Raw genomic sequence first — 17673 nt, 5'->3', positions numbered from 1 at the left:
GGATGTGCGCGTCGGTCGTCAGGTCACGTCGACCACCACCGAGTGCCACCCGGTCGCACCGTCGGGCACGGTGCCGACCCGTTCGTCGGTCTGTGTGGCGCCGGTACGGTCCGTCGCACGGACCTCGAGCGTGTGGTGGCCGGTCGTGGCCGGCCACTCCCACACCCACTGGCGCCAGGTGTCACGGCCCGCCTCGGCGGCCAGCCGCGCGGTGTGCCACTTGCCGCCGTCGACCCGGACCTCGACCCGGGCGATGCCCCGGTGCTGGGCCCAGGCGACACCGGCGACGGGTACGGTCCCCGCCTTCGGGGCGGCGAAGGGGCGGGGCGTGTCGATGCGTGACTGGGTCTTGATCGGAGCCTCACGCGACCAGTCGCGCTTGACCCAGTAGGCGTCGTACGCGTCGAACGTCGTGAGCTCGATGTCCTGGATCCACTTGCACGCCGACACATAGCCGTAGAGACCGGGGACGACCATGCGGACCGGGAAGCCATGGTCGAACGGCAGGGGTTCGCCGTTCATGCCCACCGCGAGCAGTGCGTCGCGGCCGTCCATGACCTCCTCGACCGGAGTGCCGATCGTCATCCCGTCCACGGAGCGCGCCACGATCTGGTCCGCGGGCCCGCCCTTCGACGGGGGCCTCACCCCGGCCTCGGCCAGCAGCGTGGCCAGGCGTACGCCGATCCACCGGGCCGTGCCCACATAGGGGCCGCCCACCTGGTTGGAGACGCAGGTCAGCGTGATGTCGCGCTCGACGAGCTCGCGCCCCAGGAGGTCCTGGAAGCTGAGCGTGACGGGCCGCGCCACCCCCTTGCCGTGGATCCGCAGCCGCCACCGGTCGGCGTCGACGCGCGGGACCACCAGAGCGGTGTCCACCCGGTAGAAGTCCTTGTTCGGGGTGGTGAACGAACTCAGACCCCGGATGCCCAGATCCGCTCCGCCGGGTATCCCTGGTGCGGGGGAGGCCGGTGCCGGCAGGGTGATGTCACCGCGTGAGGCGGAGACCCCGGCCAGCTGGGACGCCTGGAGCCGACGGCCCAGGAGCCCCGCACCGGCCGAGGCCGCCGCGGCGGCGGTCGCCGCGATCACGAATCCGCGGCGGTCGAAGGCGCCCTGTTCCGCGTCGGCCGATTCCCCGTCGGCCGGCACCCCGTCGCCCGTCTCTCCAGCCGCGGGAGACGGACCGGTGACGGGGGTCAGCCGGCCGGCCAGGAGATACAGCACTCCCGCGGCCACCAGTGCGCCCACGGCCGACGGCAGCGCGTCGGTCGGACGGCCCTCGGGCCGCCCGGCCGCCGACACCGCGCCGACCACCCCGAAGACCAGGACGGCCGCAGCACCGGTCCACCGGTACCGCAGCGCGAGGACCCCCACCGCCATGGCGAAGACCGCCAGGAGGACGAGGATCCCGAGCTGCAGCACCAGCTTGTCGTCCGTGCCGAAGTTCCGTACGGCGAAGTCCTTGACGGCCGGGGGAGTGCGGTCGATGACCGCCCCGCCCACGGCCGTGACCGGACCCGCCTCGGGACGCACGGCGGCGGCGACCAGTTCGGCGACGCACAGAGCGGTGAACCCGGCGATCAGACCGCTGAGTGCGGCGAAAGCGGTACGCGCCCAGGGGGAGCGCCGGGCCCCGGAGGCCCCTTGCTTCTGCGAAACGTCTCGGTCTGTTCTCACACCGGGGGTTCGGTGCCGATCGCCCGGCGGATTGGTCGTTCACCCGATCGAAGGAATTCCGATCATCGGCCAATCCGCGGTGCCCGCTGCCACGAATGACCTCTGAGGGGCGCTCCCGCAGCGCCCCGGCCAGGCATGCGACACCGGAAGGAACCCGAATGACAGGGGAGCGGCGGCGAACAGCCGTAGTGGGCAGCGGGGTGGCGGGACTGACCGCCGCGCACGTCCTGGGAAAGGCGCACGACGTGACGCTCCTGGAGGCGGACGAGCGTGTCGGCGGGCACGCGCACACCCATGACCTGAGCGCGTCGGACGGCCGGACACACCGCGTCGACTCGGGGTTCATCGTGCACAACCGGCGGACGTACCCGCACCTCCTGCGGCTCTTCGGCGAACTCGGGGTGGACACCCAGGAGTCGGAGATGAGCATGTCCGTGCGCTGCGAGGGGTGCGGCCTGGAGTACGCGGGCGCCCGTGGCGCCGCCGGGCTGTTCGCCCGGCCCGGCTCCCTGCTCCGGGGCCCGTACCTGCGGATGCTGACCGAGGTGCCCCGGTTCCACCGGGCCGCCAGGGCGCTGCTCGCCCTGCCCGGGGGCACGGCGGAGATGACCCTGGGGGAGTTCGCCGCGCGCGGCCGGTTCTCCCCGTACTTCTCCGCGCACTTCCTGACGCCGATGGTCTCCGCCGTGTGGTCCTGCGACCCCGTGACCGCGCTGCGCTACCCGGCCCGCTACCTCTTCAGGTTCCTGGAGCACCACGGGATGCTCACGATCGGCGACTCGCCGGTCTGGCGGACCGTCACCGGCGGGTCCCGCGCGTACGTCGACCGCGTCGTGAAGCAGGTGCACTCCGTGCGTACGGCCACCCCGGTGCGGGCGGTCCGGCGGCACAGCGACGGCGTGGAGATCGTCACCGAGGACGGCACCACCGAGGACTACGACGCGGTGGTCGTCGCCACCCACCCCGACCAGGCGCTCCGGCTGCTCGCCGACCCCACCGACGAGGAGCGGAGCGTCCTCGGCGCCTTCCGGTACTCCCGTAACCCCACGCTGCTGCACACCGACACCACGCTGCTGCCGCGCAGCCGGGGCGCCGCCGCGTCCTGGAACTATCTGATGCCGTCCTGCGCCGCCGACGCCGACCGGGTCACCGTCAGCTACGACATGAACCGCCTCCAGCGCCTGGACGCCCCCGAGCGGTTCGTCGTCACCCTGAACGGCGCCGACCGCGTCGCCCCGGACAGCGTCCGCGCCCGCACGGTCTACGAGCACCCCGTCTTCACCCCGGAGTCCGTCACCGCGCAGGCCCGGCTGCCGGCCCTGTCGGGACCGGTCACCGCCTACGCCGGGGCGTACCACGGCTGGGGCTTCCACGAGGACGGCTGCCGCTCCGGGGTGCGGGCCGCCGAAGCGCTGGGGGTGATCTGGTGAACGCCCTCTACCCGTGCGCCATCACCCACGTACGGACCGCGCCCCGAAGGTACGCCCTGCGCCACCGCACCTATCTGTGGCTCGTCGACCCGGATCGCCCGCCGCGGCTGCCGGCCGTCCTGCGCCCGCTGGCCCGGTTCGACGCCCGCGACCACTTCGGCGGCACGGCACCCACCGTCCGGGCCGGACTCGAACGGTTCCTCCTGGCCCGTGGCGTCGACCTCGCCGACGGAACCGTCACCATGCTCACCCAGGCCCGGGTCCTCGGCCATGTGTTCAACCCCTTGACCGTCTACTGGTGCCACCGTCCCGACGGCACCCCGCTCTGTGTGGTCGCCGAGGTGCACAACACGTACGGGGAGCGCCACTGCTATCTGCTGCACCCCGACGAGGCGGGCCGCGCGGTGACCGGCAAGGACTTCTACGTGTCGCCGTTCTTCCCGGTGGACGGCGGCTACCGGATGCGGCTGCCCGAACCCGGCCCCCGGCTCGACCTGACGGTCCACCTGGAGCGCGAGGGCGCACGCCCGTTCACCGCGACCGTACGAGGCACCCGGCGTCCCGGGTCGCCCGCCCAGCTCCTCCGGCTGTTCCTGCGCCACCCCTTCTCCACCGTGGTGGTGTCCGCCGCCATCCGGCTGCACGGCATCCGGCTGTTCCTCCGCCGGCTGCCCGTACAGCCACGTCCCCGTCATCGCACCCAGGAAGGCATGCAGTGAAGGTGCCCACCTCCCCCGTCCCGTCCCCCGCCACCGGGGCTCCCGCCGGCATCGGCATCCCGGCCCAGGCCGGCCCCGTGAACGTCCCCAGGGTGACCGTCGATCCCGGGCGCTGGCCCGACGTGGCCTCCCTGCCGCGGGTCTCCGGGGCGCGGACCGCCGTGGCCGAACGGCTCGTACGGCGCGCGCTCGCCCGGCTCCCGCTGCGTGCCCGGCTCGCCGGCCGCGGCAGCGTCGGGCTGGGCGGACCCCTCATGGAGATCCGTGAACCGGACGCCTTCTTCCGGCGGATCGGAGCGAGCGGGCTCATCGGCTTCGGCGAGTCGTACATGGCGGGCGAGTGGGACTCACCCGACCTCGTCGGCGTACTCACCGTCCTCGCGGGGAACGCCGCCGGCCTCGTCCCCGCACCGCTGCAGAGACTGCGGAGCCTGTGGGCCCTGCGGCAGCCCGCCGCGCAGACCAACACCCCCGAGGGCGCCCGCGACAACATCAGCCATCACTACGACCTGTCGAACGACCTCTTCGCCCTCTTCCTCGACGACACACTCACGTACTCCTCCGCCGTCTTCCGCGGGTTCCCGGCCGAGCAGGACCTGCTGTCCGCCGCCCAGCACCGCAAGATCGACCGGCTGCTGGACCTGGCCGGTGTGGGCGACGGCACCGAACTCCTGGAGATCGGCACCGGCTGGGGCGAACTCGCCGTACGGGCCGCCGCCCGGGGCGCCAGGGTCACCACCCTCACCCTCTCCCGCGAACAGCAGGAGCTGGCCCGGGGCCGGATCCGCGAGGCGGGCCACCAGGACCGGGTCGACGTACGACTCAGCGACTACCGGGACGTCACCGGCAGGTACGACGCGATCGTCAGCGTCGAGATGATCGAAGCCGTCGGGGAGGAGTTCTGGCCGGAGTACTTCCGGACCCTGGAACGCTGCCTGGCCCCCGGCGGGAGGATCGCGCTCCAGGCGATCACGATGCCGGACGACCGGATGCTGGCCAGCCGCCGCACCTACACCTGGATCCAGAAGTACGTCTTCCCCGGCGGACTGCTGCCCTCCACCGAGGCGATCGACCGTGTGACGGCGGGTCACACCTCCCTGCGGACCGAGCGGCGCGACAGCTACGGCGCGCACTACGCCGAGACCCTCAGGCTGTGGCGTGAACGCTTCACCGAGCGGGCCGCCGAGGTCGACGCGCTCGGCTTCGACGCGGTCTTCCGCCGCATGTGGACCTTCTACCTCGCCTACTCCGAGGCCGGCTTCCGGTCCGGCTACCTCGATGTGCAGCAGATTCTCCTGACCCGTGAGGACACCGCGTGAACACCACGACCGACACCCCGGCCACCGGAGCGGCGCAGCGGATCGCGCCGGTCGTCGAGCAGTTCCTCGGCGGCCCCCCGCCGGTCCGGATCAGGATGTGGGACGGCAGCGAGACCGGGCCCGAGAACGCCCCCACGGTGCACGTCCGCTCCCGCCGGGCGCTGCGCAGGCTGCTGTGGCAGCCGGGCGAACTCGGGCTCGCCGAGGCCTACATCACCGGTGACATCGACATCGCGGGCGACCTGGCGGACGGGCTGCGCGCGCTGCGCCGCGCCTCGGAGGAGGGACTGCGGCTGCCCCGCCCCGGTGTCTCCGGCCGACTGCGGGCGGCCGGAACCGCCCTGCGCCTCGGAGCGATCGGGCCCCGGCCGCCCACTCCCGCGGCCCGTGCGGGACTCAGCGGGGCACTGCACAGCAAGGACCGCGACCGGGCCGCCATCAGCCACCACTACGACCTGTCCAACGCCTTCTACTCCCTGCTGCTCGACGGGACCATGGCCTACTCGTGCGGCTACTGGACGGGCTCCGGCCCGGACTACGGCCCGGCCGACGCACAGCGCGACAAGCTGGAGCTGATCTGCCGCAAGCTCGGGCTGACGGCCGGCACGCGGCTGCTCGACATCGGCTGCGGCTGGGGGTCCCTGACCCTCCACGCGGCGGCCCGGCACGGCGTCCGGGTCACCGCCGTCACGCTCGCCGCCGAACAAGCGGCGTACGTACGCGGGCAGGTGGAGGCGCACGGCCTGGAGGACCTCGTCGAGGTGCACCGCTGCGACTACCGTGACGTCGCCGGCCTGCCCGGCTTCCAGGGCGGATACGACGCCGTGTCCACCGTCGAGATGGGGGAGCACGTCGGCGACGCCCAGTACCCGGCGTTCACCGCGCTGCTCCACTCCGTGCTCCGGCCGCGCGGACGCGCCCTGGTCCAGCAGATGTCCCGGGGTACGACCGCGCCCGGCGGCGGGGCGTTCATCGAGTCGTACATCGCACCCGACATGCACATGCGTCCGCTCGGCGAGACCGTGAGCCTGCTGGAGGGCGCCGGACTCGAGGTCCGTGACGTCGAGTCGATGCGCGAGCACTACGTCCTGACCGTACGGGCCTGGCACCGCACCCTGGAGGAGCGCTGGCCGGAGTTCGTGGCACTGGTGGGTGAGGAGACGGCCCGGGTGTGGCGCCTCTACCTGGTGGGCGGTGCCCTCGCCTTCGAGGAGCGGCGCATGGGCGTCGACCAGATCCTCTCGGTGCGGCCCGACGCGGCAGGTTCGGCGGGCCTGCCCGCCACCCGGCACGGCTGGCACGCGCCGAGCGGCCCCATTCCTGCCCAGGCCACGGCACCGGACCGGAAGGACGCCCGGTGAGCGGCTTCGGATGGGCGGAGTTCGCCGGGAACCTTCCGGTGGCGGCGGGCGCCGCCCTCGGCGTCATGCTCGTGACGTTCCTGATCGCCCTGCGCAAGGGCATGCACCGGATCGTCGACGTGGCATGGGGGCTCGGCTTCGCGGCCGTCGCCCTCGTCTCGTACGCGATGTCGAGCGGCGACGGCGACGACGGGCGCCGCGTCCTGGTGACCGTGCTCACCGTCGTCTGGGGCCTGCGGCTGGCCGTGCACATCGGCCGGCGGGGCCGGGGCCACGGGGAGGACCCCCGCTACGAGGCGATGCTCGCCAAGGCGCCCGGCAACCCCGACCTGTACGCCCTGCGCACGGTGTACCTCCTCCAGGGCGCGCTCGTATGGCTGATCTCCCTGCCGGTGCAGGCGGCCTTCCACCTCTCGGGGCCGCTCGACGGGTGGGCCTGGGCGGGGACCGCGCTGTGGGCGGTGGGGCTCGGCTTCGAGGCGCTCGGGGACAGCCAGCTGGCACGGTTCAAGGCCGACCCCGCGAACAAGGGACGGATCATGGACCGGGGCCTGTGGTCCTGGACCCGGCACCCCAACTACTTCGGGGACTTCTGTGTCTGGTGGGGGCTGTTCCTCATCGTCTGCACGAACCCGGCGGTCGCCGCGGCCACACTCGTCTCGCCCGTCGTCATGAGCTTCCTGCTGACCAGGGGCAGCGGAAAGGCACTGCTGGAGCGGCACATGGCCGGACGGCCGGGGTACGCGGAGTACCGGGCCCGCACCAGCGGCTTCTTCCCACGGCCGCCCCGCCGCAGCTGAAGCCGCGTCAAGGAGCTGAAGTCCGCCCCGGCGGCGCCGAAACAGCTGCGCCCAAATCGCGTTGCCATGCCGTCGCCGGGGTGGGCATGCTTCGGGGCGTGACCACTGAGGGCATGACCATTGAGGGCGACACCACCCGAGCCACCGTCAGCATCCCCGTCCAGGTGCGCGATCTGCTGCCGCAGGACCTGCCGGCGTGCACCTGGTCGGGCTCGGCCACCCATCTGCGGCACGTGGAGCGGGAGCTGGCACGCGCCGCCGCGGGCGAAGTGGACTACCTGGCCGTCTGCACCCCCGCGGGTCTGCCGGTCGCGATCGGCGGCGTGGACTACCAGGTCACCGAGGGAGCCGGAACCCTGTGGCAGCTCGGCGTGCTCCCGGCTCTGCAGTCCAGCGGCCTGGGAACGCTGCTCGTCCGGGCCGCCGAACGACGGATCCGGGACCGTGGACTGCACCGGGCCGAGCTCGCCGTCGAGGAGGACAATCCCCGGGCCCGCGCTCTGTACGAGCGCCTGGGCTATGTCGCGTACGGCCGTGAACCGGACGCCTGGGACGAGGAAGGGCCCGACGGATCGGTCCGCCGCCACGAGACGATGTGCGTCCTCATGGGAAAGAGCCTCTGAGGCGTTCCCGGGCGCGGACATGCGTGTGGGCGCGCCCCCCGGGAAGGGGCGCGCCCACCGCCGCTCAGGCGTCCCGGAACTCCATCAGTGCCACCGGGGCCGAGGTCGGCTGTTCGGAGCCGCCCGCCGGTTCGACGGTGATGCCCATGCCGGACGCGCGGTCCACGGGCCCGTCGAGCAGCACGGCGTCATCCGTGGCGGACGGGTCCATCAGACCCGCCGACCGCATGGTGCCGCCGTCGTCGAACCAGAGCTGGTACACCTTGCCGCCGGGCGGCCGTGCCAGGTCCGACGCCAGGAACACCGCCCGGTTCACGCTCTGCGAGACCACCACCGTGCCCCGGGCGCCGTTCCCGAGGTCCGCGGCGCTGGTCGCGGCGTCCGGAGCGGTCAGCACCCGCGCCACCTGCTCGTTGTGCTGTGCCGCCCGGGCGGCCTCCTGCCGGGCGTCCTGCGCGACCTGGTTCTGCCACACGGCGACCCCGCCGAACGCGGCAGCGGCGGCGACACAGGCGGCGAGGGCGTACGTCGACCAGCGGCCGGCCCGGCCCGTGGAGGCCCCGGAGCGGGCGCTGCGGCCCGAGGACGGCGGATCCTGCCGCACGGTCGTGATGTCACGCAGCACCCGGTCCCGCAGTGCGGGCGGTGGAACGGCGGACACGGCGAGCCCCAGCCGGGCCGCGGTGGCCGACAGTTCCCGTACCTCCTGGGCACACGCCTCGCAGGCGCCCAGATGCCGTTCGAACGCGAGGCGTTCGTCCTCCGGCAGCGCGTGCAGGGCGTAGGCGCCGGTCAGTGTGTGCAGCTCGGCCGTACTCATGCGTTCACCCCCAGGCAGTCGCGCAGCCGGATCAGCCCGTCACGCAGCCGCGTCTTGATGGTCCCCAGTGGTACGGACAGCAGCTCGCCGACCTCGCGGTAGGTCAGTCCGCGGTAGTACGCCAGCGTCACCGACTCCCGCTGGAGTTCGGAGAGCGTCCGCAGACAGCGCCGGACCTGCTCCCTCTCCAGCCGGCTCTCCACCTGCTCGGACACCTCGTCGAAGTCCGGGGTCCGGTCGAGCAGCGCGGCCTTGTGCTCCCGTGCCGCGGTCGCCTCGGCCGACCTGACCCGGTCCACCGCGCGGTGGTGGGCGAGCGTCAGCACCCAGTTCATGACGCTGCCGCGGGACGGCTGGTAGCGGGGAGCGGTGCGCCACACCTCGACCAGGACCTCCTGGGCCACCTCCTCCGACTGGGCCGGGTCGCGGAGCACGCTCCGCACCAGGCCGAGGACCGGCCCGCTGACCTGGTCGTACACCTGGGTGAAGGCATTCTGGTCGCCACGGGCCACCTGGCCGAGCAGCTCCTGCAGGCCGGGGCCCGACGAGGGGACCCCACTGATGTGTACGGCTTCTCTCACGCGGACGGTCCTCCCGGAACACGCATCGGTTTCCTGGGTGATTCGGAGCCGACGACCCGGAGGATTGGTCGGAGACCCTCACGGATTCGCCGGTCCGCCCACCCTCTCGTACGTACCCCCGGCCGACCCCGCCCGGGTCCTCACGGCCGCGCGGACGACGAGGAAGGCCACCAGGCCGAGCGGCGAGAGCAGGATCGTCAGCACCAGGAGCGGGCCCATCAGGAGCGGTGACACGCCCAGCCTGCGCGACTCCAGGAACATCCACTGGCCGAGCAGCAGGTCCCAGGCGATGATCTGCGCCCAGACCGCCCCGGCGCCGTTCGCCAGTGCCACCAGGTCGCGGAAGGTGTCGATGTCCGGACTGCTCACCGCCGCCCACAGCTCGGGGAACACCGGCGCGGCCATCACCGCCCAGAGCGTCAGCACCGGCAGGACGGTCAGCGGGGAGGCGGCCACGCGGGCGGTGACGCGCAGGTGGGGCGCGAAGATCATGAGCAGCCAGAAGGGCGCGGCCGCCATGAACGTGATCTCGAAGAGTGCACCGGTCATGACACGAGCTCCTTGTCCGGCGCACCGGCCGATGAGGTGGGGGCGGCCGGGCGGAGGGCGGCGAGGGTTCCGGCAGCCGTGGCGGCGGCGATCAGGCCTGCGGCGGCGAGCGTCGCGCCGTCGGGATGGATCAGCGACTGGCCGCGCAGCGCCTGCCAGGTCACCAGGGCGACGACCGCGGCGTACGCACCGGAGGCGACCAGCACCAGACGCAGTCGCACCCGCGGGTCGCGCAGCCGGGCGAAGCGCGGCGCGAGGAGGACCAGGGCGATTACGAACAGGGGGAGCACCTGCAGGGCGTGCATGCCGATGAAGTGCGGGACGCGCAGGTCGCCGCCCGTCGTCGACCAGCCCGTCAGCGGCATCGAGGGGCCGCCGTCCGGCACACCGACCGCGTGGGCGCCGACCACGTCCGCGGTGTCGAGGCCGCCCGCCGCCCGCTGCCCGGCGGAGGGCTGCGACATCAGGAAGCCGAACGCCGCGCCGACCAGAGCGATCACCACTCCGGAGCGCACGGCCCAGCCCGAGGCACGGTCGGCGATCCGTGACCGGAGCAGCAGGAGCGCGATGACGAGCGTGCCGGTCCAGAGGATGACGACGGTGACGGCCATCGCGTCGTACAGCATCGAGTCGAACGGTGTGGCGTGGTTGAAGTGGCTCCGCTTCCCCCTGATCACCTGGCCGGTGATGATCGCCATCTCCCCGGCGCACGCCAGGGCGACCACGGTGCCGGCCCACCGGCCGAGGCGCCGGCCCCGGGTCAGGAGCGTCAGCATCCACGCCAGTGCCAGTGCGTACGCCACGAACGAGAGGGCGAACTTGAACGGCTTGGCCCAGATCGGCGCGCCCGCGAGGACCCGGTCGTCCACCAGGATCCCCACCGCCCCGACGACGGACATCACGATCATCGAGGCGGCGAACAGAACTAATGGCCGGTGCCATGTGCGCCAGGACTGCATGAGATACCCCCGGAAGTTATGGATAGTGGGACTGTCCACTATCCGATAGGGGAACTATCTATGATGAGTGTCGGTCAGGCAAGCTCTTTGGAGGGTGAACGCACGGTGCGCATCGGCGAATTGAGCCGGAGGTCCGGGGTCCCGGTACCGACGATCAAGTACTACGTACGCGAGGGGGTGCTGCCCGCCGGCACGCTCACCAGCCCGAACCAGGCGCGCTACGACGACGGGCACGAGCGCAGGCTGCGGCTGATCCGGGCCCTTCTGGACGTCGGAGGGCTGTCGCTGTCCGCGATCGCGGAGGTGCTGGAGGCCGTCGACGATCCCGGGCAGCCGGTGCACAAGGTGCTCGGCGTGGCGGCCAATAACATCTCACCCGAGCCGTCCGAACGCTCCGGGGAGGCCGAGGGTGCCGAGGACGCCGAGGGGACGGGGCCCGGATCGGCCGGGGCCCGCGAGGAGGTCGCCGCACTGCTGGCGCGGCGCGGCTGGCACGTGGACGCGGACAATCCGGCGGCACGGTCCCTGGCGGGGGTGCTGGCCGCCCTGCACAGGGTGGGGCACGGCGCGTTCGTCGAACTGCTCGACGTCTATGCCGACGCGGCCGAGCCGGTCGCGCGCGCCGACCTCGACTACGTCCGGAAGCGGGTGGCGCGCGAGGATCTGGTGGAGAGCGTGGTCGTCGGCACGGTGCTCGGGGAGGCCATGTTCAGTGCCCTGCGACGGCTCGCCCATGTGGACGCCTCCGCCCGCGCCTACGAGGGCGGAGCGGAGGCGGGGGCGGGGGAGTGAGGCACACGGAAGACCCGGTCGCCGTCAGGGACGGCGACCGGGTCTCAGTGGCGGGGTGACTAGGCGGCGCTCTCCTGCTCGCGCTCCACCTGCTCGTTCCACTCGCGCTTGACCGCGCGCCAGGCGTCGTCGTTCTGGCCGAGACGCCAGTAACCCGAGATCGACAGCTGCTGGAGGGGGATGCCCCGCTCCAGGCGGAGGTGGCGCCGGATCTCCTTCACGAAGCCCGCCTCGCCGTGGACGAAGGCCTGCACCGCGCCCTCGGGGAACTCCAGCCCGCTCACCGCGGCGACGAGGCCCTCGCCGACCGGGCGGTCACCGCGGTGCAGCCAGGTCACCGAGACGCCGTCCGGCGCCACGAGCTTCTGCTCCTCCGACGCGTCCGGCACCTCCACGAAGGCGTGCACCAGCGCGCCCTCCGGCAGGTGCTCCAGCGACGCGGCGATCGCGGGCAGGGCGCTCTCGTCGCCCACCAGCAGGTGCCAGTCGGCCGAGGCCTCCGGTGCGTAACCACCGCCGGGGCCCAGGAAGGTCACCTGGTCGCCGCGCTGTGCCCGCGCCGCCCAGGGGCCCGCAAGGCCCTCGTCGCCGTGCACCACGAAGTCGATCGCCAGTTCACGGGATTCGGGGTCCCAGGAGCGCACGGTGTACGTCCGGGTGGTGGGCCACAGCTCACGCGGGTACTCCTCGCGGATCCTGGCCATGTCGAAGGGGTGGCTGTAGTCCGCGCCCTCCGGCGCGAAGCACAGCTTGACGTAGTGGTCGGTGTACTCCCCGAGGGTGAAGTCGGCCAGGCCGTCGCCACCGAGGATCACACGCACCATGTGCGGGGTGATCTGCTCGGTGCGCAGAACCTGCGCCCCCTGCGCCTTCGGTGCCCGGCGTTGCGGCCGCTCTGCCACGAGGTTCTCCCTGCTCTGGACGTATCTGAGGTACTACAAACTTAGGTTTACCTAAGCTAGCACCTCATGCCTGGAGTGTGACGAGGAGCCGCTGGAGCGCGTTGCCCAGACCCCAGCGTGCCGCCAGTGCTTCCAGGGCCGCCGGATCGCGCGGTTCGCGGGGGAGGGCGGGGGTGAAGTCGGGCAGGGGCACGTCGTCGGCGACCCGGACGACCTTCGGGGCGACCGCCACATAGTCCCGGGCCTCGTCCAGCCGCTTGCGCTGGGACGGGGTGAGCCGGGCGGCGGGATCGTCCACCGCGGCCATGATCCCGGCCAGGTCCCCGAAGGCGTCCAGCAGCTTCGCCGCCGTCTTCTCGCCGATGCCGGGGACCCCCGGCAGCCCGTCGCTGGGATCGCCGCGCAGCAGCGCCAGATCGACGTATCCGCTGCCGTCCACGCCGTACTTCTCGCGCAGCCACGCCTCGTCCGTCACCTGGAGCGTGCCCACGCCCTTGAGGGGGTAGAGCACCCGCACCCCGCGGGCGTCGTCGACCAGCTGATACAGATCGCGGTCCCCGGTCACGATGTCCACCGGTCCCGCGGCCCGCCCGGCCAGCGTGCCGATCACGTCGTCCGCCTCGTACGGGGCGACGCCCACCCGGGCGATCCCGAGCGCGTCCAGCACGGCCTCGATCACCGGGACCTGCGGGGAGAGGGTGTCGGGGACCTCCTCCTCGTCGGGGACGCCCTCGGCCGTCTCCGTGGCCACCCGGTGCGCCTTGTAGGTCGGGATCAGGTCGACCCGCCACTGCGGGCGCCAGTCCGCGTCCATGCAGGCGACCAGGTCGTCCGGCCGGTGGTCCTGCACCAGCCGGGCGATGAAGTCGAGCAGCCCGCGCACGGCGTTGACCGGCGTGCCGTCCGGTGCGCGCACCGAGTCCGGGACGCCGAAATAGGCGCGGAAGTAGAGGGAGGCGGTGTCGAGGAGCATCAGGCGTCGCGTCACACCCCGATGATGCCGCACCCCACCGACAGGGCCGCGCCGGTGAGCGTGCGGTTCCCGGATTCACAGGTTTCCCGGGTGAGCTGGATCACACATGTGTTTGGTTCGCGTAAGCGGGGGCAGGCGCGGCACCGGAGCGGACCACGTCCATTTTTCAACGAAGTGCGCGTGCTCTGCGGACCGAATCCGCACCGCTCCACGGTCTGCCGAAGGGGGTGGCAGACCGTTTTCGGTTCAACGCGTGAGGTGTATGTGTCAAGGCTGCAAGCCGAGCACTTGTACAAAGTGTTCGGCAGACGACCCGATCAAGCCGTGCAGAAGCTCGAAGGCGGTACCCACCGCGACGAGCTGCGCGCCGACGGAACGACCGCAGCGGTGATCGACGCCTCGTTCACCGTGGAACCGGGCCAGATCTTCGTCGTCATGGGACTCTCCGGTTCGGGGAAGTCCACATTGCTGCGGATGCTCAACGGCCTGCTGGAGCCCACCGCCGGACGTGTGCTGTTCGACGGGGAGGACCTGACCGCCCTGAGCCCCCGTGAGCTGCGCAACGTACGCTCCACCAAGATCAGCATGGTCTTCCAGCACTTCGCGCTCTTCCCCCACCGGAGCGTGCTGGAGAACGCCGCGTATGGCCTGGAGGTCCAGGGCGTACCGCGGGTCGCGCGGGAGGAACGCGCCGCCCAGGCACTGGAGATGACCGGCCTCGCCGGCTGGGAGAAGTCCTGGCCCGACGAGCTGTCCGGCGGCATGCAGCAGCGCGTGGGTCTGGCCCGCGCGCTCGCCACCGACGCCGACCTGCTCCTGATGGACGAGTCCTTCAGCGCGCTCGACCCGCTGATCCGGCGCGACATGCAGGACCAGCTCCTCGAACTGCAGAAGCGTCTGAAGAAGACGATCGTCTTCATCACCCACGACCTCAACGAGGCCATGCGCCTCGGCGACCGCATCGCCGTGATGCGGGACGGCGAGATCGTCCAGCAGGGCACCGCCGAGGACATCCTCGTCCGGCCGTCCAACGACTACGTCGCCTCCTTCATCCAGGACGTCGACCGCTCCCGGGTGCTCACCGCCGGCTCGATCATGGAGGCGCCCGCCAAGGGCAGCTCCGACGCCGAGCTGAAGGCCGAGGCGCCCGCGACGGTGTCGGCCGAGACGCCCATCGCCGAGCTCTTCACCCCGTGCTCCACCAGCGGGGCGGCCGTCGCCGTCACCGGTGAGGACGGCAAGGTCGTGGGCATCGTCCCGCGCGCCAGGCTGCTCGCCGCGCTCGGCGAGGAACCGCAGGTCGAGAGCCAGGCCGACGGCCAGGTTCCGGCTCCGCGCGAGGTCAAGAAGGTGATCGCCGGTGCCTAGGCTCTCCTTCGGCAGCTGGGTCGAGGACGCGGTCGACTGGCTCCAGTCGAACCTCACCTGGATCTTCGACTTCATCAAGACCGTCCTCGGCGGCATGTACGACGGCGTCAACGCCGTGCTCGGCGGCGGCGAGCCGCTGCTGATGGCCGGGATCTTCGCCGTCATCGCGTTCTGGCTGCGCGGGGTCGTCCCCGCCGTGCTCACCTTCGTGGGCTTCGCGCTCATCGACTCCCTCGCCCTCTGGGACGAGGCGATGGCGACCCTCTCGCTGGTCGTGGTGGCCGCGGTCATCACCATCGTGATCGCGGTGCCCACGGGCATCTGGGCGGCGCGCAACAACAGGGTCAGCGCCGCGCTGCGGCCGGTGCTCGACGTCATGCAGACGATGCCGGCCTTCGTCTACCTGATCCCCGGCGTCATGTTCTTCGGCGTCGGCGTCACCCCCGGTGTGATCGCCACCATCGTCTTCGCGATGCCGCCCGGCGTCCGGATGACCGAGCTCGGCATCCGCCAGGTCGACGGCGAGCTGGTCGAGGCCGCGGAGGCCTTCGGCACCACGCCCAAGCACACCCTCACCCGGGTGCAGCTGCCGCTCGCCCTGCCGACGATCATGGCCGGGATCAACCAGGTCATCATGCTGGCCCTGTCGATGGTCGTCATCGGCGGCATGGCCGGCGCCGGCGGCCTCGGCGAGAAGGTGTACGCCGCGATCACCCAGCTCCAGGTCGGCCTCGCCGCCGAGAGCGGGATCGCCGTCGTCATCCTCGCCATGTACCTGGACCGGATGACCGGCGCGCTCAACGAGCGGGTCTCCCCGCTCGGCCGCCGTGCCGCCGCCAAGGTCGCCGCCGGTGCGCGCCGGCTGAAGTTCACGCACTACAAGCCGGGTACCGCCGTCGCCATGACCGGTGTCGTCGTCCTCGCGCTCGTCGCGGGCGGCCTCAACATCGCCGGTTCCGGCGACTCGAAGGCCGACCAGGCCGACAGCTCGAACGTCGGCCAGGGCCAGAAGATCAACATGGGGTACATCCCCTGGGACGAGGGCATCGCCTCCACGTACCTGTGGAAGGAGATCCTGGAGCAGCGCGGCTTCGAGACCGGGATCACCCAGCTCGACGCCGGTCCGCTCTACTCCGGTGTCGCCCGCGGCGACATCGACTTCCAGACGGACTCCTGGCTGCCGACCACGCACAAGGACTACTGGGACAAGTACAGCGACCAGCTGGACGACCTCGGCTCCTGGTACGGCCCCACCTCGCTCGAGCTGACGGTTCCCTCGTACGTCAAGGGCATCGACTCGCTCGAGGACCTCAAGGGTCAGGGCAAGAAGTTCGACGGCAAGATCATCGGCATCGAGGCCAGTGCCGGGATGATGGGCACCCTCAACAAGAAGGTGCTCAAGGAGTACGGCCTCGAAGGTGAGTACGAGGTCGTCTCGTCCAGCACCTCCTCGATGCTCGCCGAGCTGAACGCCTCCATCAAGAAGAAGGAGCCGGTCGTGGTGACCCTGTGGTCGCCGCACTGGGCCTACGGCAAGCACGACCTGAAGAAGCTCAAGGACCCGAAGGGCGCCTGGGGCAAGGGCGAAGAGGTCCACACCGTCGCCCACAAGGGCTTCGCGAAGAAGTCCCCGGTCGTCGCGGACTGGCTCAAGGACTTCAAGCTCACCGAGAAGCAGCTCACGAGCCTGGAGAACGAGATCCAGGGTGCCGGCCAGGGCAAGGAGCAGGACGGCGTCCGCAGTTGGCTGAAGAAGAACCCCGGCCTCGTCGACAAGCTGGCCCCGGTGCCGGACGGCGCGGGCGGCTCGAAGCAGGGCAAGGACGCGGGCAAGACCGTCAACATGGGCTACTTCCCGTGGGACGAGGCCATCGCCTCCACCTACCTCTGGCAGAACATGCTGGAGGACCGGGGGTACAAGACCTCGGTCAAGCAGCTCGACCCGGGCCCGCTCTACACCGGTCTCGCCCAGGGACAGCTGGACGTCCAGTTCGACTCCTGGCTGCCCACCACGCACAAGGACTACTGGGACCGGTACAAGGACAACCTCACCGATCTCGGCTCCTGGTACGGGCCGACCTCGCTGGAGCTGTCGGTCCCGTCGTACGTCAAGGGCATCGACTCGCTCGAGGACCTCAAGGGCCAGGGCAAGAAGTTCGACGGCAAGATCATCGGCATCGAGTCGAGCGCCGGGATGATGGGCACGCTGAACAAGAAGGTGCTCAAGGAGTACGGCCTCGAAGGTGAGTACGAGGTCGTCTCGTCCAGCACCTCGTCGATGCTGGCCGAGCTGAACCGGTCGATCAAGAAGAAGGAGCCGGTCGTGGTGACCCTGTGGTCGCCGCACTGGGCCTACGGCAAGCACGACCTGAAGAAGCTCGAGGACCCGAAGGGTGCCTGGGGCAAGGGCGAGCAGATCCACACGGTCGCCAAGAAGGACTTCGCCAAGGACTTCCCGGAGCTGACCGGCTGGCTGAAGGACTTCAAGCTCAGCGAGGCGCAGCTGGCCTCGCTGGAGGTGGAGATCCAGAAGGGCGGCGCCGGCAAGGAGAAGGAGTCCGCCCGCCGCTGGATGGACGCCAACCCGGACGTGGTGGCGAAGCTGACGCCGGTCGGCAGCTGACCCGCCGGTCCACCCACCCGTCACGGTGAAGGGGACGGCCCCGGTAGCGAACCGGAGCCGTCCCCTTCACGCTGGTCGGAGGGATCCCCGAAGGTCTCCCGTCCGTCCCCGTCCGCCGGCTTCCCCCTCCGTCCCGCGAACGACATGCGTAGGGTGCTGGCAACCGGGAGGATGGCG

16 protein-coding genes are annotated in these 17673 nt (G+C 71.5%); 9 read left to right on the top strand and 7 right to left on the bottom strand.

Translation table 11 applies throughout. The features are described from left to right. Positions 1-18: 18 nt before the first annotated feature. Positions 19-1584: a molybdopterin-dependent oxidoreductase gene (locus ACIRD8_RS19555; protein ID WP_403992849.1), complete on the bottom strand. Its 1566-nt coding sequence runs from the start codon at positions 1582-1584 to the stop codon at positions 19-21. A 251-nt stretch (positions 1585-1835) separates the two neighbouring features. Here ACIRD8_RS19555 and ACIRD8_RS19550 point away from each other — a divergent pair, with 251 nt between their 5' ends. From ACIRD8_RS19550 to ACIRD8_RS19525, 6 genes are all read left to right on the top strand, one after another. Continuing rightward, positions 1836-3107: an NAD(P)/FAD-dependent oxidoreductase gene (locus ACIRD8_RS19550; RefSeq protein ID WP_403992749.1), complete on the top strand. Its 1272-nt coding sequence runs from the start codon at positions 1836-1838 to the stop codon at positions 3105-3107. Beyond that, positions 3101-3826 (top strand): DUF1365 domain-containing protein, encoded by a 726-nt coding sequence (locus ACIRD8_RS19545; RefSeq protein WP_403992846.1) that lies wholly within the window; start codon positions 3101-3103, stop codon positions 3824-3826. The genes ACIRD8_RS19550 and ACIRD8_RS19545 overlap by 7 nt, the downstream gene beginning before the upstream one ends. Before the next feature lie 56 nt (positions 3827-3882). Next, on the top strand, positions 3883-5145 hold the full coding sequence (locus ACIRD8_RS19540) for a class I SAM-dependent methyltransferase (protein ID WP_403992843.1): 1263 nt from the start codon (positions 3883-3885) through the stop codon (positions 5143-5145). Next, positions 5142-6506 carry a class I SAM-dependent methyltransferase gene (locus tag ACIRD8_RS19535; RefSeq protein WP_403992746.1) on the top strand — a complete coding sequence of 455 codons (1365 nt, stop codon included), beginning with the start codon at positions 5142-5144 and terminating at the stop codon, positions 6504-6506. Before ACIRD8_RS19540 ends, ACIRD8_RS19535 begins: the two co-directional genes overlap by 4 nt. Continuing rightward, a complete protein-coding gene (locus tag ACIRD8_RS19530; RefSeq protein WP_403992743.1) occupies positions 6503-7306 on the top strand; it encodes a DUF1295 domain-containing protein in 804 nt (267 codons plus the stop codon). The genes ACIRD8_RS19535 and ACIRD8_RS19530 overlap by 4 nt, the downstream gene beginning before the upstream one ends. An 86-nt stretch (positions 7307-7392) precedes the next feature. Then, entirely contained in the window at positions 7393-7929 is a 537-nt protein-coding gene (locus ACIRD8_RS19525; protein WP_403992840.1) for a GNAT family N-acetyltransferase, read from the top strand. Between the two features lie 64 nt (positions 7930-7993). On the opposite strand, the gene ACIRD8_RS19520 is transcribed toward ACIRD8_RS19525, so the two are convergent. The 4 genes from ACIRD8_RS19520 to ACIRD8_RS19505 form a co-directional block, all read right to left on the bottom strand. Further along, positions 7994-8749 carry an anti-sigma factor domain-containing protein gene (locus ACIRD8_RS19520; RefSeq protein WP_403992740.1) on the bottom strand — a complete coding sequence of 252 codons (756 nt, stop codon included), beginning with the start codon at positions 8747-8749 and terminating at the stop codon, positions 7994-7996. Next, the gene (locus ACIRD8_RS19515) at positions 8746-9330 is read right to left on the bottom strand and encodes a sigma-70 family RNA polymerase sigma factor (RefSeq protein ID WP_403992737.1); all 585 of its coding nucleotides are present in this window, start codon (positions 9328-9330) and stop codon (positions 8746-8748) included. Before ACIRD8_RS19515 ends, ACIRD8_RS19520 begins: the two co-directional genes overlap by 4 nt. A 78-nt stretch (positions 9331-9408) precedes the next feature. Then, entirely contained in the window at positions 9409-9879 is a 471-nt protein-coding gene (locus tag ACIRD8_RS19510; protein ID WP_403992734.1) for an ABA4-like family protein, read from the bottom strand. Next, positions 9876-10838 carry a hypothetical protein gene (locus ACIRD8_RS19505; protein ID WP_403992732.1) on the bottom strand — a complete coding sequence of 321 codons (963 nt, stop codon included), beginning with the start codon at positions 10836-10838 and terminating at the stop codon, positions 9876-9878. The genes ACIRD8_RS19510 and ACIRD8_RS19505 overlap by 4 nt, the downstream gene beginning before the upstream one ends. A 105-nt stretch (positions 10839-10943) precedes the next feature. On the opposite strand from ACIRD8_RS19505, the gene ACIRD8_RS19500 reads away from it, so the two are divergent. Beyond that, a complete protein-coding gene (locus ACIRD8_RS19500) occupies positions 10944-11630 on the top strand; it encodes a MerR family transcriptional regulator (RefSeq protein ID WP_403992729.1) in 687 nt (228 codons plus the stop codon). A 59-nt stretch (positions 11631-11689) separates the two neighbouring features. Here ACIRD8_RS19500 and ACIRD8_RS19495 read toward each other — a convergent pair whose 3' ends face one another. Then, the gene (locus tag ACIRD8_RS19495; protein WP_403992726.1) at positions 11690-12532 is read right to left on the bottom strand and encodes a siderophore-interacting protein; all 843 of its coding nucleotides are present in this window, start codon (positions 12530-12532) and stop codon (positions 11690-11692) included. Between the two features lie 64 nt (positions 12533-12596). Then, entirely contained in the window at positions 12597-13505 is a 909-nt protein-coding gene (locus ACIRD8_RS19490; RefSeq protein ID WP_403992838.1) for a 5'-3' exonuclease H3TH domain-containing protein, read from the bottom strand. A gap of 264 nt (positions 13506-13769) precedes the next feature. Between ACIRD8_RS19490 and ACIRD8_RS19485 the strand changes: the two genes are divergently transcribed. Next, complete coding sequence (locus ACIRD8_RS19485; RefSeq protein WP_403992723.1) at positions 13770-14873, top strand: glycine betaine/L-proline ABC transporter ATP-binding protein; 1104 nt, start codon at positions 13770-13772, stop codon at positions 14871-14873. Then, positions 14866-17496: an ABC transporter permease/substrate binding protein gene (locus ACIRD8_RS19480; protein WP_403992720.1), complete on the top strand. Its 2631-nt coding sequence runs from the start codon at positions 14866-14868 to the stop codon at positions 17494-17496. Before ACIRD8_RS19485 ends, ACIRD8_RS19480 begins: the two co-directional genes overlap by 8 nt. Positions 17497-17673 lie beyond the last annotated feature (177 nt).

Origin of the sequence: Streptomyces sp. NPDC102451 (assembly GCF_044765485.1) — a bacterium.
GTDB lineage: Bacteria > Actinomycetota > Actinomycetes > Streptomycetales > Streptomycetaceae > Streptomyces.
This window is presented reverse-complemented; position numbering and strand designations above follow the sequence as displayed.

Coding starts and splice junctions, on each gene's coding strand:
- ACIRD8_RS19510 (WP_403992734.1), bottom strand. CDS start 9,879: ATGACCGGTGCACTCTTCGAGATCACGTTCATGGCGGCCGCGCCCTTC.
- ACIRD8_RS19525 (WP_403992840.1), top strand. CDS start 7,393: ATGCTTCGGGGCGTGACCACTGAGGGCATGACCATTGAGGGCGACACC.
- ACIRD8_RS19520 (WP_403992740.1), bottom strand. CDS start 8,749: ATGAGTACGGCCGAGCTGCACACACTGACCGGCGCCTACGCCCTGCAC.
- ACIRD8_RS19490 (WP_403992838.1), bottom strand. CDS start 13,505: ATGCTCCTCGACACCGCCTCCCTCTACTTCCGCGCCTATTTCGGCGTC.
- ACIRD8_RS19550 (WP_403992749.1), top strand. CDS start 1,836: ATGACAGGGGAGCGGCGGCGAACAGCCGTAGTGGGCAGCGGGGTGGCG.
- ACIRD8_RS19505 (WP_403992732.1), bottom strand. CDS start 10,838: ATGCAGTCCTGGCGCACATGGCACCGGCCATTAGTTCTGTTCGCCGCC.